The 22,073-nt window shown below is 50.9% G+C and carries 29 protein-coding genes and 1 pseudogene; 8 read left to right on the forward strand and 22 right to left on the reverse strand.

What is annotated here, in order from left to right:
• Window positions 1-34 precede the first annotated feature (34 nt).
• From C1P89_RS18505 to C1P89_RS18560, 12 genes and pseudogenes are all read right to left on the reverse strand, one after another.
• Complete coding sequence (locus C1P89_RS18505) at window positions 35-487, reverse strand: phage virion morphogenesis protein (protein WP_001001791.1); 453 nt, start codon at window positions 485-487, stop codon at window positions 35-37.
• A complete protein-coding gene (locus C1P89_RS18510; RefSeq protein ID WP_000917186.1) occupies window positions 480-947 on the reverse strand; it encodes a phage tail protein in 468 nt (155 codons plus the stop codon). The genes C1P89_RS18505 and C1P89_RS18510 overlap by 8 nt, the downstream gene beginning before the upstream one ends.
• Window positions 910-1,155 (reverse strand): Rz1-like lysis system protein LysC, encoded by a 246-nt coding sequence (lysC, locus tag C1P89_RS18515; RefSeq protein WP_232379196.1) that lies wholly within the window; start codon window positions 1,153-1,155, stop codon window positions 910-912. The genes C1P89_RS18510 and lysC overlap by 38 nt, the downstream gene beginning before the upstream one ends.
• Entirely contained in the window at window positions 1,055-1,480 is a 426-nt protein-coding gene (gene lysB, locus C1P89_RS18520; protein WP_000040659.1) for an Rz-like lysis system protein LysB, read from the reverse strand. The genes lysC and lysB overlap by 101 nt, the downstream gene beginning before the upstream one ends.
• A complete protein-coding gene (locus C1P89_RS18525; RefSeq protein ID WP_000736583.1) occupies window positions 1,468-1,893 on the reverse strand; it encodes a DNZ54_00345 family protein in 426 nt (141 codons plus the stop codon). Before C1P89_RS18525 ends, lysB begins: the two co-directional genes overlap by 13 nt.
• Window positions 1,894-1,907: 14 nt before the next feature.
• On the reverse strand, window positions 1,908-2,405 hold the full coding sequence (locus C1P89_RS18530) for a glycoside hydrolase family 24 protein (RefSeq protein WP_001144177.1): 498 nt from the start codon (window positions 2,403-2,405) through the stop codon (window positions 1,908-1,910).
• On the reverse strand, window positions 2,405-2,686 hold the full coding sequence (locus C1P89_RS18535) for a phage holin family protein (RefSeq protein ID WP_000123123.1): 282 nt from the start codon (window positions 2,684-2,686) through the stop codon (window positions 2,405-2,407). The genes C1P89_RS18530 and C1P89_RS18535 overlap by 1 nt, the downstream gene beginning before the upstream one ends.
• Before the next feature lie 3 nt (window positions 2,687-2,689).
• Entirely contained in the window at window positions 2,690-2,893 is a 204-nt protein-coding gene (locus C1P89_RS18540; protein WP_000846399.1) for a tail protein X, read from the reverse strand.
• Window positions 2,893-3,402 carry a head completion/stabilization protein gene (locus C1P89_RS18545; RefSeq protein ID WP_000988627.1) on the reverse strand — a complete coding sequence of 170 codons (510 nt, stop codon included), beginning with the start codon at window positions 3,400-3,402 and terminating at the stop codon, window positions 2,893-2,895. The genes C1P89_RS18540 and C1P89_RS18545 overlap by 1 nt, the downstream gene beginning before the upstream one ends.
• Before the next feature lie 99 nt (window positions 3,403-3,501).
• Window positions 3,502-4,245, reverse strand: coding sequence for a phage terminase small subunit (locus tag C1P89_RS18550; RefSeq protein WP_000203435.1), 744 nt, complete (start codon window positions 4,243-4,245; stop codon window positions 3,502-3,504).
• Window positions 4,246-4,248: 3 nt separating this feature from the next.
• Window positions 4,249-5,321 (reverse strand): annotated as a pseudogene (locus C1P89_RS18555) (phage major capsid protein, P2 family).
• Window positions 5,322-5,379: 58 nt separating this feature from the next.
• Complete coding sequence (locus C1P89_RS18560) at window positions 5,380-6,234, reverse strand: GPO family capsid scaffolding protein (RefSeq protein ID WP_001085953.1); 855 nt, start codon at window positions 6,232-6,234, stop codon at window positions 5,380-5,382.
• A 173-nt stretch (window positions 6,235-6,407) separates the two neighbouring features.
• On the opposite strand from C1P89_RS18560, the gene C1P89_RS18565 reads away from it, so the two are divergent.
• The 4 genes from C1P89_RS18565 (at window position 6,408) to C1P89_RS18580 (ending at window position 11,410) form a co-directional block, all read left to right on the forward strand.
• Window positions 6,408-8,180 (forward strand): terminase ATPase subunit family protein, encoded by a 1,773-nt coding sequence (locus C1P89_RS18565; protein ID WP_000156846.1) that lies wholly within the window; start codon window positions 6,408-6,410, stop codon window positions 8,178-8,180.
• Window positions 8,180-9,214 carry a phage portal protein gene (locus tag C1P89_RS18570; protein WP_000038194.1) on the forward strand — a complete coding sequence of 345 codons (1,035 nt, stop codon included), beginning with the start codon at window positions 8,180-8,182 and terminating at the stop codon, window positions 9,212-9,214. Before C1P89_RS18565 ends, C1P89_RS18570 begins: the two co-directional genes overlap by 1 nt.
• Window positions 9,215-9,585: 371 nt before the next feature.
• Entirely contained in the window at window positions 9,586-10,728 is a 1,143-nt protein-coding gene (locus C1P89_RS18575; protein ID WP_000351259.1) for a DUF262 domain-containing protein, read from the forward strand.
• 1 nt (window position 10,729) lies between these two features.
• The gene (locus C1P89_RS18580) at window positions 10,730-11,410 is read left to right on the forward strand and encodes an MAE_28990/MAE_18760 family HEPN-like nuclease (protein ID WP_000373632.1); all 681 of its coding nucleotides are present in this window, start codon (window positions 10,730-10,732) and stop codon (window positions 11,408-11,410) included.
• Between the two features lie 29 nt (window positions 11,411-11,439).
• On the opposite strand, the gene C1P89_RS18585 is transcribed toward C1P89_RS18580, so the two are convergent.
• The 8 genes from C1P89_RS18585 to C1P89_RS18620 all read right to left on the reverse strand — a co-directional run bounded on the left by C1P89_RS18585 (window position 11,440) and on the right by C1P89_RS18620 (window position 16,864).
• Window positions 11,440-12,462 (reverse strand): DNA cytosine methyltransferase, encoded by a 1,023-nt coding sequence (locus C1P89_RS18585; RefSeq protein ID WP_000216889.1) that lies wholly within the window; start codon window positions 12,460-12,462, stop codon window positions 11,440-11,442.
• An 86-nt stretch (window positions 12,463-12,548) separates the two neighbouring features.
• The gene (locus C1P89_RS18590) at window positions 12,549-14,846 is read right to left on the reverse strand and encodes a replication endonuclease (RefSeq protein ID WP_000268605.1); all 2,298 of its coding nucleotides are present in this window, start codon (window positions 14,844-14,846) and stop codon (window positions 12,549-12,551) included.
• A complete protein-coding gene (locus tag C1P89_RS18595; RefSeq protein WP_000027664.1) occupies window positions 14,836-15,111 on the reverse strand; it encodes a DUF5405 family protein in 276 nt (91 codons plus the stop codon). Before C1P89_RS18595 ends, C1P89_RS18590 begins: the two co-directional genes overlap by 11 nt.
• Window positions 15,108-15,332: a TraR/DksA family transcriptional regulator gene (locus tag C1P89_RS18600; protein WP_001113162.1), complete on the reverse strand. Its 225-nt coding sequence runs from the start codon at window positions 15,330-15,332 to the stop codon at window positions 15,108-15,110. Before C1P89_RS18600 ends, C1P89_RS18595 begins: the two co-directional genes overlap by 4 nt.
• A 2-nt stretch (window positions 15,333-15,334) precedes the next feature.
• Window positions 15,335-15,634, reverse strand: coding sequence for a DUF5405 family protein (locus tag C1P89_RS18605; protein WP_001277898.1), 300 nt, complete (start codon window positions 15,632-15,634; stop codon window positions 15,335-15,337).
• Window positions 15,634-15,858, reverse strand: a complete 225-nt coding sequence (locus C1P89_RS18610) for a DUF2732 family protein (protein WP_000557703.1) — start codon at window positions 15,856-15,858, stop codon at window positions 15,634-15,636. Before C1P89_RS18610 ends, C1P89_RS18605 begins: the two co-directional genes overlap by 1 nt.
• A 63-nt stretch (window positions 15,859-15,921) precedes the next feature.
• Window positions 15,922-16,422 carry a hypothetical protein gene (locus C1P89_RS18615; protein ID WP_000217670.1) on the reverse strand — a complete coding sequence of 167 codons (501 nt, stop codon included), beginning with the start codon at window positions 16,420-16,422 and terminating at the stop codon, window positions 15,922-15,924.
• A gap of 169 nt (window positions 16,423-16,591) precedes the next feature.
• Window positions 16,592-16,864, reverse strand: coding sequence for a Cox family DNA-binding protein (locus C1P89_RS18620; RefSeq protein WP_001308179.1), 273 nt, complete (start codon window positions 16,862-16,864; stop codon window positions 16,592-16,594).
• A gap of 136 nt (window positions 16,865-17,000) precedes the next feature.
• On the opposite strand from C1P89_RS18620, the gene C1P89_RS18625 reads away from it, so the two are divergent.
• Window positions 17,001-17,294: a helix-turn-helix domain-containing protein gene (locus C1P89_RS18625; protein ID WP_000777029.1), complete on the forward strand. Its 294-nt coding sequence runs from the start codon at window positions 17,001-17,003 to the stop codon at window positions 17,292-17,294.
• Between the two features lie 69 nt (window positions 17,295-17,363).
• Window positions 17,364-18,344, forward strand: a complete 981-nt coding sequence (locus tag C1P89_RS18630) for a phage integrase (protein ID WP_000985247.1) — start codon at window positions 17,364-17,366, stop codon at window positions 18,342-18,344.
• A gap of 185 nt (window positions 18,345-18,529) precedes the next feature.
• Here the strand turns inward: C1P89_RS18630 and cpxP are convergent, their stop codons facing one another.
• Window positions 18,530-19,030: a cell-envelope stress modulator CpxP gene (gene cpxP / locus C1P89_RS18635; protein ID WP_001223800.1), complete on the reverse strand. Its 501-nt coding sequence runs from the start codon at window positions 19,028-19,030 to the stop codon at window positions 18,530-18,532.
• Window positions 19,031-19,179: 149 nt separating this feature from the next.
• Between cpxP and cpxR the strand changes: the two genes are divergently transcribed.
• Together cpxR and cpxA are read left to right on the forward strand one after the other, a co-directional pair.
• The gene (gene cpxR / locus C1P89_RS18640; protein ID WP_001033722.1) at window positions 19,180-19,878 is read left to right on the forward strand and encodes an envelope stress response regulator transcription factor CpxR; all 699 of its coding nucleotides are present in this window, start codon (window positions 19,180-19,182) and stop codon (window positions 19,876-19,878) included.
• Complete coding sequence (gene cpxA / locus C1P89_RS18645) at window positions 19,875-21,248, forward strand: envelope stress sensor histidine kinase CpxA (RefSeq protein ID WP_000580417.1); 1,374 nt, start codon at window positions 19,875-19,877, stop codon at window positions 21,246-21,248. The genes cpxR and cpxA overlap by 4 nt, the downstream gene beginning before the upstream one ends.
• Before the next feature lie 105 nt (window positions 21,249-21,353).
• Here cpxA and yiiM read toward each other — a convergent pair whose 3' ends face one another.
• Window positions 21,354-22,028: a 6-hydroxyaminopurine reductase gene (yiiM, locus tag C1P89_RS18650; RefSeq protein WP_001270270.1), complete on the reverse strand. Its 675-nt coding sequence runs from the start codon at window positions 22,026-22,028 to the stop codon at window positions 21,354-21,356.
• Between the last annotated feature and the right edge of the window lie 45 nt (window positions 22,029-22,073).

The raw sequence follows: 22,073 nt of genomic DNA on the forward strand, positions 1-22,073 counted from the left end.
GCAATGTGACGATGAGGTGTCAGGAATGGCACAACTAACGGTCGAGGTGAGCCAGGATAATCTCTTCAATCATCTGCACATCCTCACCGGTAAAGCCGAGCAGGGGACGCGCCGGATAATGAATTTTCTTACCGTCTTTCCGGGTTTCTTCCGACAGACCGAACTGATGCACACTGGCTATTTTCGGTGACTTCCCGCCGTAAAACTCCATTGATGCCTGTTCAGGGCTGGCGCGGATATGCAAAAAACGACTGGTGATAAGTTTCGCAAACATTTTTCGCTTAACGCGACCGGTCTTTTTTCTGGCGCTCTGCTGCTGGCGTGGTGCGTAGGGTGTGCCGTCCGGGGCTTTCTGTGCCATCACCCGACGCTGCTGACTCTGACGCAGACGTTTCGCCAGTTCGGCGCTCAGTCGCCGACGCCCTGACGGTGACAGCGACTCAATAAGTCCGGTCAGCCTGTCTTCAAAACGCTTAAACTCATTCATCCCACTTACTCACCAGTTCGCCATTGATATAAAGCTCCATCGGGCGGGTGACCGGCTCCGGCGGCGGAGGTTCCGGGATATTCTTCACATGCAGCGCGCCGTCCACCTCACTGACCAGCGTGCGCTCGGTCAGCATCAGGCTGATGCTGATATCAAAGCTGCTGTCATTGTTGATGTCTGCATAAAACGTGAAGCCCTTTTTCTGGCCTTCGTCGGTGGTCATGATGTCGGGCTGATTTTCCCGCAGCCACGCCAGCACCGGCACGATGAGCAGGTCAAAATCACCGGTAAAGTCGGTCACAATCACGTTGAGCGTGTAACGCTTTTCGAATGACAGCGACGTCGCCAGTGTGGAGGCAATACTCCCGTTATCCACGAATATCCGCAGCATCTCGGGGCTTGTTTTCAGCACCGTGACGGCATCAGTCAGCGCCCTGCGCAGGCTGTCGGGTTTGAGCATCGTTTTCGTCCTGACAGTGTTTAATCATTTTTACCTGGCTGGCACAGCGTGCCAGCGCGTTCTCAAGCTGCCGGATATCAGCACTTAAATCGCCGTTCGTCTGCGGGTCACTGCCCGGCATCGGGCAAAGGCTCACTTTCGGGCAGGCGTTGTGGACAATCACTGGCGTCTGCGCAGGCTGTGCGCTGGTGCAACCGGCGCACAGCATCAGGCAGGTCAGCACCGTACCAGCGGCGAAAATCTTCGTTTTCATTAAGTAACCTCGTGATGGTTTTCTCGCGCTGAGCTTCACGCTTCGCGGCGTTCTCCAGTTCCTGACGCAGTGCCACCTGCGCCAGCTCGTTTTTGTCTGCCCTGGTGAGGGCAACATGAAGCTGGTTTTTCAGCATGGTGATGGTCGTCTGCTGTTCACTGGCGACGTTGTTCGCCCTGTCCAGCAAGGCGCGCAGGCTGGCATTTTTGTGTTTCACCAGAAACAGACCGGCCACCGCCAGCGATAACAACACAACCAGCACAATCATCAGTTTTGACATGGTTCCCGCCCCTCAAGACGCTGACGGCAGGCCGTACGTATCAGCCGGAAAAACAGCGATGCCACGAGATAAATCAGTGCGGTAAAAATCCACCCGGCAGCGACCAGCGAGATAAACGTCGCCACCATCACCATCAGAGCCGCTGCCCGTCTGCGCCACGGCACCGGCTGCAAAAACAGCGACGTGACAATCTTCACGGCCAGCGATTCCGGCGGCAGCTCCCGCCCGTAGCGTTCCAGCACATACTCCGCGGCATACACGCCGACACCACCGGCAATCACACAGATAACCGTCGCCAGAATCGCCCATGCAGCGACAAAACTGACGGCCACGCTCTGCGGGTAAATCAGGGACAGTGCCAGCATCAGCGCCAGCGACACGTTCAGCATCAGTGAAAGGGATAATTTCTTCATGGTGTTTACTCCGTTTAAGCCGGTACGCCGCCAGCGGTGCGCCAGACGGTGACCAGTTTTTCCAGTGAATGCTCACGCTGACCGTAACCGGCACCCGGCAGGGACGCCCAGATATTGCGACAGCGTGAAATGGCGCGCTCAATGCGTCCCGCCCGGATGTCATCCAGTGCACCGCGTTCGCGGATCAACTGAATGGCGAGCCTGTCCTGTGACAACGGACTGAAATCCGGCAGGGCAAGCTGTTTGCGGTAGTGCGGCCAGAACAGGTAAAGCTGCTGATAGCGACCGGAGGCCGTGGATTTTTCACCGCGACGGTTAAACACCTTCGCCGGTCGGCCATGTGCGAACGGGTGGTCACTGTAGTCGGTGAAGATTTCCGGCTTCCCGTCCAGTCCGGTGACTATCACGTCATAGCCCCGGTTTTTCGTCAGCGGATGATTCGCCGTCCCTTCGGACACGGCCAGCATGTCGAGAAAGGCGGCGATATTCTGATGTGTGCTAATTACCGGCATTACGGTTTCCCCCTGCCCTTAAAGCGGCGCTGAATGGCAATCTCAATCACCTGATAACCGGCGATACCCAGCATGGAGCCGATGCCGCACACCGCAGGCAGTGACAGGTCAGGAAACTGCACCAGAACAACACCGGCAACCATCGAGACAAAACCACCGAGCAACATGCGCCCGATAAACAGACGCGGAGTGATGGGTTCACCACCGGCAAGCACCTTGCCGACAACAATCAGCACCCCAATCATGAAAAGCGACAGGACGCTTTTTTCTTCTGCTGTCATGCGTTACTCCCACAGATTGACAGTTTCAGCCACGGGCGCGGTCTGAACGTCGGGCAGTTCGACGGCGGTGCCGTGTGGCAGCACCGCCCCCAGTTCAGCCAGTCCCGGATTTGCGGCGAGCACGGCCTCGACCACGCCCTCAGTGCGCCCGTAATACCGAACACAAATGGCGTCGAGCGTGTCGCCCTGTAGCGCAAAGGTCTTCATCAGATTTGACTCACGATGCAGCGCGGCTTGTCCTGGATACGCGCCACCGCCCAGCGCATATCCCGCCACAGCTCATCAATGGTGCTGTCAATGCTGTCGGCCTTCTTGTCGCCCTTGGCACTGGCATCCACGCCGCGGTAACGCTCATAAAGCGACGCGGTCGCCATCGCACACACAGCGCGCTCGTAGTAAAAAACTTTGATGCTTTCACCGTCGATGTCGTCCGCCGGGACGTCAGCCAGACGCGAAAAACCGGCAGCAATTTTCTGTTCGCGGTACTCGTACAGCTCCGCATTCGTCTCCGCCATGCCTGACTTGATGGCCTCACGCAGACGGGCGGGGGCGACGGTCTGCTCAAGGCGCATACGTTCCCGGACGCGCTTCGGGTCAATATCGGGAAAAAAGAACGTGTTTTTAATCACCGGCTCGTCGCCTGCCGGTTGCGGGATAACCACCGTACCCTCACCGGACACGGGAGCCTCCTTTCGCGGAATAATCAGCGTCATCATGACTACCTCTGAAAAGTCGGGCGGTGGACGCCGGTGCAGTGTCAGGTGATTCACCGTCACTGACCGGCGTGCCGCCCTGGCGCGGGGCGCATTCGGTTGTTAACTGGCTTTCTTTTTCGGGCGTCCACGTTTTGCCGGTGTCACGCTCCGGGTCTTACGCGGAGTGCGGGTGGCCGCTTTGGGCTGCGGCTCCGGCTTCGGTTTCAGCTCCCGCTCCAGTCGTTCAATCTCTTTTTTGACGCCTGCCTGACAGTCGAGCTGTGTCGCACGTTGCAGGTGTACCAGCGCACCTGCGGCATCACCAGCGTCACGCAGAAACAGACCGGTGATTTTGTGCAGCTTTGCGCGCACTTCATCAGGCATGTCAGCCGTGGCGGTCAGTTCGAGGGTGTCCGTCAGCAGGCGGGGATCCACAGACTCACCGGCAGCGTGAGCGCGCATGGCCGCAAGCGCCACCTCCTCGGTGAACATGTACGGCGGGGTGCGGCGGTGTTTACCCGGCATGGTCAGACCGTACTTCAGGGCATAACGGGCAATCTCCAGCGCACCGGCAATATCGCCGGTATCCAGACGCCACAGCATGACCGTCATCAGAATGTCATCCTGTGCACCTTTGCCCTGCTCCAGCACGCCGTTCACCCACGGCAACCAGAACGGCAGCAGTTCGCGTTTTTTCGCGGCCTTCAGCTCTTTTGAATAAATCGCTTTCAGTGTGCGCTGGTCTGCGGCCAGCTTGACCAGCATCTGCTCATAGACAGTTGCATGTCGCAGCGGGGCGGCTTCCCGCTGCGCGGTCATCGCTGCCGAGACCCGCATCATGTGGCGCTGTGCGGGACTCGTCATCGGTTACGCTCCCGGCTCTGCGGTCGCTTTAGCCGGTGTGGAGAAATCACCGACCTTAATTTTTTCCACCAGACAACCGGCGGCGTAGTCCTCCACCACGTAATCAATGTTCATTGACTCGTAGTTCTCCACGCGGTCGAGTTTCGGGTTTTCCACAATCACGCGGCGATGGCTGTCATCCATGTAGTAGATGGACAGGTTTTCCAGCTTCGTGATGAGCATCGCATCCGCCGGGAAGTACGGGACGCGTACCGCCGGCAGGTTACCGATGCGTTTCTGGCTGATGATGACGTCAGCGGCCAGCATCTCGCTGTTATCCTGCTCCTTGTTGACGATAGGGAAATACTTGTCCGCCAGTAGCTGACGCCCCACAATCACCACAAGGTCAGGGTCTTCCTGATACCAAGGTTCAATCAGGTTGTTGGTCGCATCCATCACCAGTGCATCGAGGCTTACATAATCACCGCCCTTACCCACGCGGATAACCTCAGAGGTGGTGCGGCCTTCCTCGTCAGTGACCTTGCTCATCACGCGCGCCGGGGCTTCATTCGGTATTTCTGCAGCCAGCCGACCGCCACATCCTGCAGCATCGGATTACTGTTGCGGTCAGAGGTTTCGGCACGCTTCACGCCGTTAAAACCGGCCATGATGAAATCAAGGGACTGGCGTTTGATAATGGCGTTACGGATACGGAGCTGGAAATCCTGATAACGCGCCCACAGGTCAAGCGTTTTGTAGCGGATATAAAAATCGAAGTTAACCTGGTCGCATTCGTACTTGTTTGACGCCAGCTTCGAGAAGTCCTTCGGCTGACGCTCGGTGCCACCGGCGGTGTCGGTGGTGCTGGCGATGGAGCCGGTGACACCGATGCCAATTTTTTCCCCTTTCATTTCACTGACCGGCACAATGTTGATGCGGGTCAGAAAGTCAGAGGACTCCTGCATGGTGTTCATCAGGGTCTGGGTGACCGACGGTTCAACGGTGAATTTTTTCGACACATCACCGGCGTCGATGCCGTTCAGCTCGGCAACACGGGACAGGTAAGCATTAAATTTAAAGCGGGTTTCCTGGCGCATAGTTTTTCCTGAAATTAAGGGTTAATCGTGAAGGTTTTCCCGGACTGACTGACGCCGGTCAGCAGTTCGTCATCAGGGCGTCACCGCCACCACCGGTGGCCTTGCTGCGGCGCTGCTGGGTCAGACTTTCGGTGTGGTCGAGACTGTTTTTCAGGCGGGTGAATGCCTGGCTGGTTTCATCCGCCCTGTCAGTCACCTCCTGCTTAAGTGCAGAAAAGGCGGTTTCCATCTCAGCGAGGCGCTGCTCAGTGGCGCTCAGTTTTTCCTGCACATGTTCAGCAACAGCGGTCACCGCTTCATGCACGTCATTCAGACGGGCATCATCGCTGGCCTGTTTGCGGCCAAAAATGGATTTCACCTTTTCGGTCAGGGCGGTGAACACGGTTTCAGGCAGGTCTTCAAATTCCAGCTCAACAGGCGTTGCCACTGAAATCAGGTTTTCAGGGCTTAATTTGAAGCGGTTCAGGGGGTTGTGTTTTGCCGTGCGGCAGAATTCCAGGTATTCCGTGCCGAGGCTTGCCGGGTCATCGGTGACGGCCAGACCCACCAGATAACATTTGCCGGTGTTGGCAAAGTTCGGCTGAATTTCCATTGAGGTGTAGACCTTCTGCGCGGCCTTGTTCATCGCGATAAGGTCATCGGTCGGGGTGATTTTCGCAAACAGCGCCCATTTGCCTTTCAGCGCCGAATCATCGTCAATCTTTTCGGCCTTCAGTTCGGCCACATCGCCATAACGCTTAAAAATACCGTCAGGCAGGATGCCGCGCAGATGTTCCAGGTTAATGCGGCAACCATAGACACGCGGGTCAAAGGTTTCGGCCATTTCCTGAATATCCTGCGCACTGATGACACGCCCGTCACAGGTGTCACCCTCAACGCCGATACGAAAGAATTTTGAGACTTTTTTTGCCATTGTCAGGAGTCCTGAATAGTGATTAGAGGAGTCACATGTCGGCATCAGTTTCCCGACGATGCGCATCCTCCGCCATCAGTCCCGGATGGTTTATCACTGACACAACAGCACATTAGCGAATCGCGGGGCGCGACTCAGTAGCCTTGCCGTGTATTCATCACGGCGAGGTATTCATGACCATCACCACAGACACCACTCTTTTACACGACCCGCGTCGTCAGGCGGCGCTGCTGTACTGGCAGGGGTTTTCCGTGCCGCAGATTGCCGCCATGTTGCAGATGAAACGCCCGACGGTGCAGAGCTGGAAACAGCGCGACGGCTGGGACAGTGTTGCCCCCATCAGCCGTGTCGAAATGAGTCTGGAAGCGCGGCTGACCCAGCTCATCATCAAACCGCAGAAAACCGGCGGTGACTTCAAGGAAATTGACCTGCTCGGACGCCAGATTGAACGACTGGCACGGGTAAACCGCTACAGCCAGACCGGCAACGAGGCAGACCTTAATCCGAACATCGCTAACCGCAACAAAGGCGGGCGTCGCAAACCGAAAAAGAATTTTTTCAGTGACGAGGCCATCGAAAAGCTGGAGCAGATTTTCTTTGAGCAGTCTTTCGACTATCAGTTGCACTGGTATCGTGCCGGGCTTGAGCACCGCATCCGCGATATCCTGAAATCCCGCCAGATTGGCGCGACGTTTTATTTTTCCCGCGAGGCGCTGCTGCGCGCCCTGAAAACCGGCCATAACCAGATTTTTCTGTCGGCCAGTAAAACGCAGGCGTATGTGTTCCGTGAATACATCATCGCCTTTGCTCGTCTGGTTGACGTTGACCTGACCGGTGACCCGATTGTCCTGGGCAATAACGGCGCAAAACTGATTTTTCTCGGCACCAACTCCAACACCGCACAGAGCCATAACGGCGACCTGTACGTCGACGAGATTTTCTGGATCCCGAATTTTCAGGTACTGCGTAAGGTGGCATCAGGTATGGCCTCACAGAGTCACCTGCGCTCGACCTATTTCTCCACCCCGTCCACGCTGGCGCACGACGCCTACCCGTTCTGGTCGGGTGAACTGTTCAACCGGGGACGCGCCAGCGCCGCCGAACGTGTGGAAATCGACGTCAGTCATAACGCCCTTGCCGGTGGTCTTCTCTGTGCGGACGGCCAGTGGCGGCAGATTGTCACCATTGAGGACGCCCTGAAAGGCGGCTGCACATTGTTCGACATTGAGCAGCTCAAACGCGAAAACAGCGCCGACGATTTTAAAAACCTGTTCATGTGTGAATTTGTTGACGACAAGGTATCGGTGTTCCCGTTCGAGGAGCTGCAACGCTGCATGGTCGACACGCTGGAAGAATGGGAAGACTACGCGCCGTTTGCCGCAAATCCGTTCGGCTCCCGCCCGGTATGGATTGGTTACGACCCGTCACACCGTGGCGACAGCGCCGGATGCGTGGTGCTGGCACCGCCGGTGGTGGCCGGTGGCAAATTCAGAATACTTGAGCGTCACCAGTGGAAAGGCATGGACTTTGCCACCCAGGCGGAGTCCATCCGCAAACTCACCGAAAAATACAACGTCGAATACATCGGTATTGATGCCACCGGCCTCGGTGTCGGCGTGTTCCAGCTCGTGCGCTCGTTCTATCCCGCCGCGCGCGATATCCGCTACACGCCGGAAATGAAAACCGCAATGGTGCTCAAGGCCAAAGACGTCATCCGCCGTGGCTGTCTGGAATATGACGTCAGCGCCACCGACATCACCAGCTCGTTCATGGCTATCCGCAAGACCATGACCAGCAGCGGACGCAGTGCCACCTATGAGGCCAGCCGCAGCGAGGAAGCCAGCCACGCCGACCTCGCCTGGGCAACCATGCACGCCCTGTTAAATGAGCCACTCACCGCCGGTATCAGCACTCCGCTGACATCCACCATTCTGGAGTTTTACTGATGAGCAAGAAAAAAGGGAAAACACCGCGACCTGCGGCAAAAACAATCACCGCCAGCGCCCCGAAAATGGAAGCATTCACCTTTGGTGAGCCGGTGCCGGTACTCGACCGCCGTGACATTCTGGATTACGTCGAGTGCATCAGTAACGGCAGATGGTATGAGCCGCCGGTCAGCTTTACCGGTCTGGCAAAAAGCCTGCGTGCTGCCGTGCATCACAGCTCACCGATTTACGTCAAACGTAATATTCTGGCTTCAACGTTTATCCCGCACCCGTGGCTTTCCCAGCAGGATTTCAGCCGTTTTGTGCTGGATTTTCTGGTGTTCGGTAATGCGTTTCTGGAAAAGCGTTACAGCACCACCGGTAAGGTCATCAGACTGGAAACCTCACCGGCCAAATATACCCGTCGTGGCGTGGAGGAGGATGTTTACTGGTGGGTGCCGTCCTTCAACGAGCCGACAGCCTTCGCGCCCGGCTCCGTGTTTCACCTGCTGGAGCCTGATATTAATCAGGAGCTGTACGGCCTGCCGGAATATCTCAGCGCCCTTAACTCTGCATGGCTGAATGAGTCGGCCACGCTGTTCCGCCGCAAGTATTACGAAAACGGCGCACATGCCGGATACATCATGTACGTCACCGATGCCGTGCAGGATCGCAACGATATCGAAATGCTTCGCGAAAACATGGTTAAGTCGAAAGGCCGCAATAACTTTAAAAATCTGTTTCTCTATGCCCCACAGGGGAAAGCCGACGGCATTAAAATTATCCCGCTCAGTGAAGTGGCAACGAAGGACGATTTTTTTAATATCAAAAAAGCCAGCGCCGCTGACCTGCTGGACGCGCACCGCATCCCCTTTCAGTTGATGGGGGGCAAGCCGGAGAACGTCGGGTCGCTGGGTGATATTGAGAAAGTGGCAAAGGTCTTTGTCCGCAATGAGCTTATCCCGTTACAGGACAGGATCCGCGAGATAAACGGCTGGCTCGGTCAGGAGGTCATCCGCTTTAAAAACTACTCACTGGACACTGACAACGGCTGAACATCGCCGCCTGCGGGCGGCTTTTTTACACCCCGCCATCACGCCCTCACACGCTCATCACCGCACAAAAAATCCCGCAGACACACCAACGCCCAACGGGCAGACTAAGCGCCGTCACGACGCGCTGAGACGCTGGAAAATAAAATCAGCACCACCGCCAGCGCGCAGTGCTTTCCCCGCCTCGCCCGCCCGCTTCATGGGGCGGTTTTAATGCAGTTGCATGAACACTCCAAGAGCACGCCAGCGCTAGTGATAACTAACAATAAAAGCGACTTCTGACGCATGCAAATCCATGCACATGATGGCATTTTTCATGATCTATGCGGTATGCTATCCGCTTCAATTTTTAACACTTGTTAAGGGAACTAGACATGGACATTATTGATTTAAAATCTCAACTAGAAAATGAAGATAATGCCAAGAAAAGAGCAGAGTTGCTTGCTCAGCTAGAGGTGATAAAGCAAAACGCTGAAGAGCAAATTCGTGCTGAGCAAAAGGATGTGGATTTTGAGACCAAAGAATTTACCGTTGAGTTATTAGTTAATAAGTATCATAACGGATTAGAGGATGATACTAACGAACTCTTTGTTCCTGATTATCAAAGGGATTTTGTTTGGAGTGAAAAAAGACAATCAAAATTGATAGAGTCTTTGATTTTGGGTTTTCCTATACCATATATATTTATAGCAGATGTTCTCTCCGAAGATCCCGATTTAGATGGGCGAATTGAGATTGTTGATGGCTCACAACGAGTTAGGACTATACACGCTTTTATCCAAAATGAATTAGTTTTACAAGACCTGAAATCTTTAGACGTCCTTAATGGTTTCAAATTCCAAGATTTACCATTATCACGTCAACGTCGTTTCATGAGAATTCCTGTCCGCGTTATAGAATTGAGTTCTAAATGCAATGAAGAAACCCGTAGAGATCTTTTTGAGCGTATTAACTCTGGCAGCGATATATTGAAAGATATGGAAGTCCGTAAAGGATCAGAACTTGGTTCAACAAATTTATATACACAGGTTATTAAGCCATGCTCAACAATACCTAAATTTAAAGAATTAGCACCTTTATCTCAGACTAAAGAAAAACGAGATGAACGGTTAGAATTTACATTAAGATTCTTTGCCTACGTAGATAAGTACAAGAACTTTGATCATTCCGTACGGGATTTTCTAAATGACTATATGTCAGAAAATCGAGATATAGACGAAACTAAACAAAACTCAATGAAACAAGAGTTTGCTAATGTTCTATCTTTTGTTGAAAACTATTTCCCAGCAGGATTCAAGAAAACTATTACTGCAAAATCTACACCTCGAGTTAGATTCGAATCTCTCGCTGTTGGCGCAGCACTTGCATTACGTGAAGTCCCTGACCTTGTTCCCAAGAACTTAGATTGGCTAAGCTCAGAAGAATTCAAACGATTGACCACTTCCGACGGAGCTAATAGTCGCGTGAAGGTAATTGAACGAATTGAATATGTTCGGGATAAATTATTAGAGGATTAACATGGATCGTTTTCGTGAGGATTTTGACGAAAGGTCAGGAGAGATCTTGGCCTATTTGGATCTTTTGAAATTTATTGAGTATGCCGGTGCAGAACTGATATCAGCTGATGATAAAGAACATAAGTTCTCCATTACTGCTCAATCACGAAAAACTCTAAAGGGAGCAGTATATATACTGTTATATAACCTCATTGAATCAACAATGAGAGAAGCTATCTGCCTTATTCATGAGACTATTTATGATAGAAACGTAGAATTTGACAAACTCAGGAAAAATCTCAGGTCAGAAATATTAAAAAGATTAAAAAATGAATCTGTAAATGTTGAAAGTTTAGTTAATCACCTTACCAAAGGTATATCTTGCGGTATATCTTATGGCACGTTCAACAAAAAGAAAATATTCTCAGGAAATATTGATAGAGAGGAAATCAAAGAAAAATCGAAAATATATGGTTTTTCTACACATTCCGATTACACTCACACTAAACATGGTGAAAAATTAGCCACTGTTAAACAACATCGTAATGATTTATCTCATGGCAATGTATCATTTGCTGAGATTGGAAAAAATGTTTCATATCAGGACTTAGAGAATATTTCATTAGAAGTAATCGCCTATCTTGATGCTATCGTGAATAATATAGAGCACTATATAAATAATAATGAATATTTAGAACAATAGTTATAAGGCCTGTAAAGCAGGCCATTTTATCATTCTAAATGGTTCTTGATTGATTGCCCAATTGCTTTTCCTAGTTCCACAGGAACAGCATTACCTATCATTTTCCCAATACTTCTTATAACAAACTTGTTTTTGTCTTCTACAAAAATATAATCCATCGGGAAAGTTTGCAATAAAGCAGCCTCTCTAAGAGAAATCGCTCTATGCTGTTCTGGATGTCCAAAACGCCCATTCCCGAAACCATAACAAAGAGTTGTAATTGTTGGACTTGGCTTATCCCAAGACATGCGCCCATATACACTAGCATACCCTTTACCGCTGGATTTCATATGACAAGCGGCAACCAACTCTTTCGGCCAGTCCTTCCATGTACCACCAGGAACAGAGTGTATAATTCTTTTTTTATTAATCGGATTTAATTTACTGGCTCTATGTAATATATCATTTGGATCTGTTTGGCCATCTTCTAATGGAGGAAGATTTCCTATTGCATCTCTAACTGTTTTCAAAATAACATCGTCACGTTTTACTAACTCAATCGCCCCCAATTTTGAGGCCAACAATACATGACGGGAACGGTTTTGTGGGATTCCATATTCGACACAATCAATCTTAGACGCCCAAACATAATAGCCCAACTTTAACAATGAATTATAAAAATCATTATAAACTTTATGTTTAGTTACATCAGGAACGTTCTCCATTGTTACGATTTCTGGAGATACTTCGCGAATTAAACGTTCGAACTCATAAAGAAGAGGCCATTTTTTATCATCAGCCTTATCTTTTCCTTGAGTATATTTTGAAAAAGGTTGGCAAGGTGCGCATCCTGCCAATACTTTTACAGACGCATCACCATAAAGCCTCAGCAGTTCCTCTTTTGTTACTTTAGCGATATCTTGCTCAATAAACTTAGATTTATTGTTTCTTTCATAGGGAAACCTACATTCCCCCTCAAGGTCAATGCCTGCAACGACATCAAGCCCCGCAAGCTGCAAACCATGAGTTAATCCGCCAGCACCACAAAAAAGGTCTATCACCTTTACAGTCATCACTCACTCCAAATCTATACGATACTCAGTATACATCCCTTTCTACAAAATCTCGAGGCCTAACTTATAAACTCATATTTATTGAGTTAACGCTTCACTGAGTTTGACTCTAATACTGTTGAGAATCCCGACCACTCATCAGCGAGCGGGTAAGTGAATTTTTTCCCGTCATAATTTACGGTTGCCCCACGCGCCAGCACCTCAAGCTCCCATCGCTGCGGCCTGATACCGTTCTGAGCAAGGTCAACGCGGATACGGGTAATTTGCATTCGTTCCGACCGGGTCAGTCTGGCCGATGGCGCTATTTCATGCGGTTTTAACGGGCTTCCGTTTCTTTGCTGACGGTTTGGTCTTCTCAGTCCGTGTTTTAATGCACCTCTGAGCGCCCTCACAACCTCCGGGTCATTCCATTCGATAACACCGTCATCTACCAGATTAAGCACTGCTGCGGCGTGCTCAGAAGGTGTGGGAGCCGGTAACGAAGTATCACCACCAGTGAGCTTTCCACAGTTATTGACAGGACTCCGAGGCGCGGCGATGCCGCTTTTTAAAGTCAAAGGCTCAACGACCGGCACTTTCGGAACAATGCGCCAGTCCGTCGTTCTGGTGATATGAATATGACGCGCGCCGAGATGCGGCGCGTAAATGCCGACCACTCTCTCGACTTCTTCCTCGTACTCGTTAACTTCATCCGACGGACTACGGGCGACCCTGACAGTCTGACAATCGCGCGGGACATTTGCCCCACCCTGCGCGCTGATATACAGCGCAAAATCACCACTGTCTGCGGCGGCGCGTGCAGCCTCGACGCGCTCGTCAAACTCATCAGCAATGCTGACGCCGCGAGGCAATTTGCGTAGTTCACGGTAAGCCCCCATTGTCGGCAGGCCAACCGTTTTAAATTGCGGAATGCGCCACGTTGACGCCCATGCGGTAACAGCCGCGGCAGTATCTTTCAGCGGTCTGCCGCTATCGTTATCGAGCTGCCCATCCAGTGCATAGCCGTCGATATTTTTTGAGATGTATTTCGCGATATACCCCGCAGCACCGCCCCGATTAAGATGTTTTGCCTGAAAACGGTTTCGCGCAGCTCCTCTTTCGTCGCCATCCTCTTTGAGCGCGTAGCGACGCATGATTTCGATAATCTGGTTACGCTGGCGTGGATTACAAAAAAGCATCATATGCCAGTGCGGCGTTCCGTCGTGGTGTGGCTCGACGACTCGCAAACCGTAGACCTGTAAATCATTATCCTTGAATGCCGTGCGCATCAGGCTCCAGATACGGCAGAGATAACGCTGCGCATCCTTTGGATTAAATGCCTCATCGTTCCAGCCGTGATTTAGCTGGACGGTTTTACTTTCGCCTTTTCCAACCTGACGTGTCGGGTGATACTTTGACGGCGCGGTCAGCGTGATAAACATCCCCACATCACCTTCTGCGGCGGCGTAACGCTCAATACCGGCAATGGTGTTCATCAGCTCCATCCGGCGAATTTCAGGATTAGAAATACTGCCCATCACCTTACTGATAAGGTCGATGCGCTCGCCTGTTTCCCTGTTTTCGAGATCACACGATTTAAGAAATTCCAGATTTGCCTGGCGGCGTGCACGCACATCACGAATGGCATGTTTACTGGCATAAGGAGAACGGTCTTTATTGACCTCCCCGACAGCAATCAGTAACGCCTCATGCCAGCGCATACGCTGGCCTTTAAGCTGACTAATCCACCACTCATCGTTAAACAGACGGGCAATGGCAGAATATGCCTGCCTCGTGGTCATCTGTCCTTTACGGTATTTTTTCCAGTAGAGAGGGGAAATATTGAAAGCACGTGCAGCGCCAGCAACATGACCATAGAGGTGAGCCTGCGCCTCATCCGTAAACAGCGATTCTTTTTCGCCATGCGCATCCACCCAGGCATCGCTGAGTTCCTCATACATCATGAAAAGCTGCGATGAGATACGGGCGGCAAACTTTTTCAGCTCCTTGTCATTCATTCCCGGCAGGCGCGCATAGTGGTCACGCTCAGCCAGAAACAGCATCGACGCGTCGGTGTTCATTTCATGGCGCTGATTCACACGCTCAATGCGCGGCCATAAACGACGCTGAAAAGTGGATGTGAGGAAATAAAACCCGTGCACCGGGCTTTTATTGCGCCGGATGTAGTCATAGCGTGACGTAAACAGCGAGCGCAAAAAGTAAGGCAGGCGGTTAATCGTGGATAAAACACCTTGCACCTGACGCATCTCGTCACGTGTAAGGGGTCTTTCGCGCCCGACAGCCTCGCGTGGCGCGTTCCATGCATAAGCACCGGTAAACGCCTTACCGGTGCCTGCAGCAAATGCTGACGGAGGGACAAAACGCCCGGAGGCTTTAACGGCCATATGAGCCAAAAGCCTCTGAACAACGCTTGCTGAGTTGCTCAACCTGCGCGTTTAAATCAGCAAAAGACTTTGCGCTTCCGGTCAGAATATCGTGATGCATCAGGCCGGAAACGAGCTGGCTTAATTTCGGGTAATAACCAACCACCGCCAGCCATTCCTGACCGGCGTTTTTACCGCTTTCCGCTCTCTTTTTCTCGTGGAGAATAAACTGGAAGCTGTCACTGGTAACGACATAACGTTCGCCAATTTCAATACGAATACTCATGCCGTTCTCCGGTAATGTTTGTTTTTTGCTTCAAAGACTGACTGACAGGAAACACAACGCGTGGCTGACGGATAAGCCGCACGACGGGCAGCAGGAATTGGCGCGTCACACTCTTCGCAAACCAGCGCAGAAGCACCGCAATGTTTTACCCTTGCCGCGTTAATCTGGCGCTCCAGTAATTCAGCCTGTTGTTCCTGAATAAAATCTATGTTGTCCGGCATTATCAGCTCCTTTTATCGTTAAGTTTCCTGGATACATCAGCGCAATAACTGGCAAGTTCTGTCGTTAATTTTGTCAGTTCATCCACTGAGGAAATTTGCTTGTGGAATACAGCGCGTTTAACAAGTAAATTGACCACATCAGACAGGAGGTTTAATTCATTCTGATAAATCGCGATAACAGATTCAGTGATGTCGCGTTTTTCTTTATCAAGACAAAGTTGAATAAGAGACAAGTCGCCATTTTTCATAACGGCGATTTTTAAGGCGTTATTCAGTAATACAACTGAATGAGAACAGGACATCAAAGCACCTCCCCGCGAGACAATCCGATATTGTGAAATTTTTCCGACTCCTGACTGAGCAGCTCGACTATCTCCACGCGGGATAACTCCGCCTTTGTGATATGGCGAATCATGGCGTCAAGATGAGAAGAAAAGCGCGTCGCAGCGTCGGCCTGTGCTTCGGTTCTGGCCTGTTGCAGCAGTAATGCGTATTTACCGCACTGATTTTCAGAAACTGTATGCATGACTTTCTCCAGGCAAAAAGAAGCCCCGCACAATTAAGTGCGTTAAAAACTCTGGTTAATTATTTAATGCAAATATTGCTCTGGTTTTACCGACGTCAGAATTGTCGGTGCATACTCAAACAGACTGAATAGTTCACGTAATGCACGGAATAAAGCATCACGCCAGTAACATGACTCTTCATTAATTCGCCAGTATGGCTGATTGAATTCTTTTTCAGTCAATCCGGCATGCATAAATAAAGTACGACGCTGACTGACTGTTAAAAAACTAATATATGCATACTCACTTGCGCCAACCTGACGGCGTTTTGAGAATGCCCCACGCAATTCATCAATTGCACAAACCAGCCGTTCACGTTCGACGTCGTTCATTTCTTCAAAACGCATCGTTGCGTGACGTTGTTTTAACTGCGCATGAAAGCAAACTGTTAGCCGTTCGCGCTCCATCATCTGATTATAATAATCACATGTATCCTGCCAACGAGGGACGGCAAGATGCTTACCAATTATCCGGCGCATAGCTGCTGGCTGTTTTTCGACGAGATTGAGCGTCATCACTGTCATTTCCAGACCCTCCGGCTTTTCAGAAAGGTCAGAGCCTTTTTTAACGGACTCTGTTTTTTGGTGCGGATAATGATTCCCTTGCGACCCTTCCCGTGGGTGATGGTGAAGTCAATCGCCCTAGGGCTTTCGTTACGCAATAACTGAGCAATACAACGCGGCTCATTCATAATCACAACCCCATCCACAAAAGCCATGCATCACGCTGTTCAACCGGTCGGTTATAAAACGCCTCACGTACAGCGCGATTAAACTCAGGAATGAAAACCCATTTTTCACCGGCACGAGCCTTCGGTTTGCAAGGATCACGCAATTCAATAATTGGTAATTTATTTGCCTTCACCATTTCACTGACGGCTGTCTTTGGCTTCCCTAATAAATCAGCAAATTTATCCACATGAACCGCATCAAGCGGATACTGAATCACATAATTTTCAGCGTCCATATATGGTACCCTCATAGGATCCAGCCCTTTCTAAACCACTCAAAACCGTTTAGACGCTGGTTTATTCTCAAATCAATGGAACCTATATAGGTTCCAGTTTTGAGGGAATTTAGTCCCTATATAGGCACCATGTCAAATGAAATTAAGCGAAAAGATTAAGGCCTTGCGTGAGGCTGAAGGGCTAAGCCAATCAAAATTCTGTGAAATCATAGAGTTACCGCTAAGCACACTTAAAAAATATGAAGGAGGAAACTTTGAACCCGGTGGCACAGCTTTGCTAAAAATCACTATGCATCCCACATTCCAAAAATATGCTCTATGGCTTATGACAGATAAAACCGCGCCGGACGCAGGACAAATCGCACCGGCTCTCGCGCACATTGGGCCAGAGTCAACAGAGTCCAACCACTCCGCGAAAAGGATTGGCTAACTCTATATAAAGATTACATTTTCACCATTTGCTACCAAGATGGTGAATACAGCGCCGGAGGGCTTTCTTATGGCAATTAAGAAGCTCGATGATGGTCGCTATGAAGTGGACATTAGACCTCGCGGTCGCGACGGAAAACGCATCCGCAGGAAATTCGAAAGAAAAGCTGAAGCACTAGCATTTGAGCGATACACAATCGCCAATGCCAGTCAGAAAGAATGGGGAGGCCAGCGAGCAGACCGCCGGACTTTGAGTGAGTTGCTGGACATCTGGTGGAAATATCACGGGCAAAACCACGAGCATGGAACAAAAGAGTTTAATCATCTACTCAAAACCATCAGCGGCATAGGTGATATACCAGTGAGCAGGATGAGCAAAAGGGCTTTGATGGATTATCGTTCCATGCGACTACGTGATGGTATCAGTGCCGCAACGATAAACCGTGACATGTACAGATTATCCGGCATGTTCACAAAATTAATTCAATTGGATGAATTTTCCGGGCAACACCCAATTCACGGACTGCCGCCACTGGCGGAGGCCAACCCTGAAATGACGTTCCTGGAAAAAGCAGAAATCGAAAAACTGTTAAATGTTTTGGCTGGTGATGACTTACTTGTCGCGCTTTTATGTCTGAGCACTGGAGGAAGATGGACGAAAGTTGCCACGCTAAAACCAGCACAGATTACAAATTGCAGGGTTACCTTCCTGAAAACCAAAAACGGTAAAAAGCGAACCGTGCCGATTTCTGAGGAACTGGAGAAAAAAGTTAAAGAGGAGGCCAGCGCCAAATTATTCAAAGTTGATTATGAGAAATTTTGCGGGATTTTACGCAGAGTGAAACCTGATATACCACCCAATCAGGCAACCCACATCCTGCGGCATACATTCGCAAGCCATTTCATGATGAATGGGGGCAATATAATCGCACTGCAACAGATTCTGGGACATGCGAGCATTCAGCAGACGATGGCCTATGCGCACCTTGCGCCTGACTATCTGCAAAATGCCGTCGCTCTGAATCCACTAAAAGGCGGAGTGACGTTATAAATTTCCCCCTCTGAGTGTCCACATAGTGTCCACACTCAAGAAATTTTGAAACCGCTCCAAACCCTTACAGCTTTCGATAAGTAACTGTTTTTACTTTTGATTGCATGTAAGTATTTGATAAAAAAAACCCCACATCATGTGGGGGAAGACAGGGATGGTGTCTATGGCAAGGAAAACAGGGTTTACTACTGGGAACGTGAGTTGCTACTACTCAATAGCTTCAACGATGAACTTTTTTGCCATTGCGTCACGTCACGCAACTGCTCCATTCGTTGTTGATGTTTCTCGTTTAAAACCGCTTGCTGCTCCGGCGTTAACAGGCGATACATTTGGTTGCGGACTTTTGCCATCTCAACCTGACGAGCAATTTGCTCATTCGCCATTTTTTCTGCCTGTGCGCGCACAGCGTTTTCATCAAAATTTTCTGCGGTGACAAGGCGATGCATTGTCTCCAGTTCGCTAACATTAACAGGAGGCTGTTCGTGCCGGGCCTGTTGCATAAGATCTCGCATCTGCTGACGCTGATGTTCGGTTAAACTTATGCCGTCGAACATATGGCTCTGCGTACTGCGCTGCGTAAGTTCTTCACCCGGATGCCAGTTATCGCCTGAACCGACTTCAGCAGCGTGGCTTAATGAACTGACTGCCAGCGTTGAGGCCATGACGGCAGCGGTAACTATGCGCATCATTTGCTCCCAAAATCTTTCTGTCGCGATTCAACGATAGAGAGTTTACGATTCAGGCTGCAAACATGCGTCAGGGGGTGTAAAACAACGTAAAGTCATGGATTAGCGACGTCTGATGACGTAATTTCTGCCTCGGAGGTATTTAAACAATGAATAAAATCCTGTTAGTTGATGATGACCGAGAGCTGACTTCCCTATTAAAGGAGCTGCTCGAGATGGAAGGCTTCAACGTGATTGTTGCCCACGATGGGGAACAGGCGCTTGATCTTCTGGACGACAGCATTGATTTACTTTTGCTTGACGTAATGATGCCGAAGAAAAATGGTATCGACACATTAAAAGCACTTCGCCAGACACACCAGACGCCTGTCATTATGTTGACGGCGCGCGGCAGTGAACTTGATCGCGTTCTCGGCCTTGAGCTGGGCGCAGATGACTATCTCCCGAAACCGTTTAATGATCGTGAGCTGGTGGCACGTATTCGCGCGATCCTGCGCCGTTCGCACTGGAGCGAGCAACAGCAAAACAACGACAACGGTTCACCGACACTGGAAGTTGATGCCTTAGTGCTGAATCCAGGCCGTCAGGAAGCCAGCTTCGACGGGCAAACGCTGGAGTTAACCGGTACTGAGTTTACCCTGCTCTATTTGCTGGCACAGCATCTGGGTCAGGTGGTTTCCCGTGAACATTTAAGCCAGGAAGTGTTGGGCAAACGCCTGACGCCTTTCGACCGCGCTATTGATATGCACATTTCCAACCTGCGTCGTAAACTGCCGGATCGTAAAGATGGTCACCCGTGGTTTAAAACCTTGCGTGGTCGCGGCTATCTGATGGTTTCTGCTTCATGATAGGCAGCTTAACCGCGCGCATCTTCGCCATCTTCTGGCTGACGCTGGCGCTGGTGTTGATGTTGGTTTTGATGTTACCCAAGCTCGATTCACGCCAGATGACCGAGCTTCTGGATAGCGAACAGCGTCAGGGGCTGATGATTGAGCAGCATGTCGAAGCGGAGCTGGCGAACGATCCGCCCAACGATTTAATGTGGTGGCGGCGTCTGTTCCGGGCGATTGATAAGTGGGCACCGCCAGGACAGCGTTTGTTATTGGTGACCACCGAAGGCCGCGTGATCGGCGCTGAACGCAGCGAAATGCAGATCATTCGTAACTTTATTGGTCAGGCCGATAACGCCGATCATCCGCAGAAGAAAAAGTATGGCCGCGTGGAACTGGTCGGTCCGTTCTCCGTGCGTGATGGCGAAGATAATTACCAACTTTATCTGATTCGTCCGGCCAGCAGTTCTCAATCCGATTTCATTAACTTACTGTTTGACCGCCCGCTATTACTGCTGATTGTCACCATGTTGGTCAGTACGCCGCTGCTGTTGTGGTTGGCCTGGAGTCTGGCAAAACCGGCGCGTAAGCTGAAAAACGCTGCCGATGAAGTTGCCCAGGGAAACTTACGCCAGCACCCGGAACTGGAAGCGGGGCCACAGGAATTCCTTGCCGCAGGTGCCAGTTTTAACCAGATGGTCACCGCGCTGGAGCGCATGATGACCTCTCAGCAGCGTCTGCTTTCTGATATCTCTCACGAGCTGCGCACCCCGCTGACGCGTCTGCAACTGGGTACGGCGTTACTGCGCCGTCGTAGCGGTGAAAGCAAGGAACTCGAGCGTATTGAAACCGAAGCGCAACGTCTGGACAGCATGATCAACGATCTGTTGGTGATGTCACGTAATCAGCAAAAAAACGCGCTGGTTAGCGAAACCATCAAAGCCAACCAGTTGTGGAGTGAAGTGCTGGATAACGCGGCGTTCGAAGCCGAGCAAATGGGCAAGTCGTTGACAGTTAACTTCCCGCCTGGGCCGTGGCCGCTGTACGGCAATCCGAACGCCCTGGAAAGTGCGCTGGAAAACATTGTTCGTAATGCTCTGCGTTATTCCCATACGAAGATTGAAGTGGGCTTTGCGGTAGATAAAGACGGTATCACCATTACGGTGGACGACGATGGTCCTGGCGTTAGCCCGGAAGATCGCGAACAGATTTTCCGTCCGTTCTATCGGACCGATGAAGCACGCGATCGTGAATCTGGCGGTACAGGATTGGGGCTGGCGATTGTTGAAACCGCCATTCAGCAGCATCGTGGCTGGGTGAAGGCAGAAGACAGCCCGCTGGGCGGTTTACGGCTGGTGATTTGGTTGCCGCTGTATAAGCGGAGTTAAACTCCGCATTTGTAGGCAGGATAAGGCGTTTACGCCGCATCCGGCATTTGAGCAGGATGCCTGATGCGACGCTGATAGCGTCTTATCAGGCCTACACTCCGGGGGTTATTTTCCCCACAACCGGCGGGAAAAATCTTCGATCTTGCCGCTCAGTCGGCGCTTTTGCATCGTCCGCGTCCAGCTTTTCGATAACCCGGCGGCGGAGAGTAAACGGTGATACTGATCGTCATCAAACGGCATATGCCATGCGATGGCGGCAGCCTCCTGCACGGTCACATCGCTGACACGGGAAACCAACTCCAGCGGCGCGTCCGCAGACACTTTCCCTGGCGCTATCACGCTATACAACCACCCCACCTTACCTGTGTTTTGCATCAACTGCGCTATATCGCTGATATCAAAATGGTAATTGAGTTTATAGCAAGGCGAGCGCGGCTGGCTGACCTGAATTAATGCCTCTCCCCAGCGGAAAATATCGCCCATATGAACATTACTTTCCGTGAGACCGTCGGTTGAGAGATTTTCGCCAAACGCAGGCGCAACAAACAACTCCGCCTGTTCCGGAAATTCCCGCACCCAGTAGAGATAGTGCTCACGAGGATAATGACACAGCGCTCTGTCTGGCCCGCCGTGAACCTTTTTCTCCGCCTGCTCGTCACCTTCCAGCCCCAGCTCCGTCAGCATCAACTCACCATCAACCTGGATTTTGGCAATTGCGCTGGGTTTGCCTTCGGGATAAGCCTGAATCTTGCCTGTGTATACATCAACCGGATATCGCATCTGTTCCCTCTCCACGAGAAATTTCCCCATTAGACCATATTTATT

The sequence above is a fragment of the Shigella sonnei genome, from assembly GCF_002950395.1.
GTDB lineage: Bacteria > Pseudomonadota > Gammaproteobacteria > Enterobacterales > Enterobacteriaceae > ECMA0423.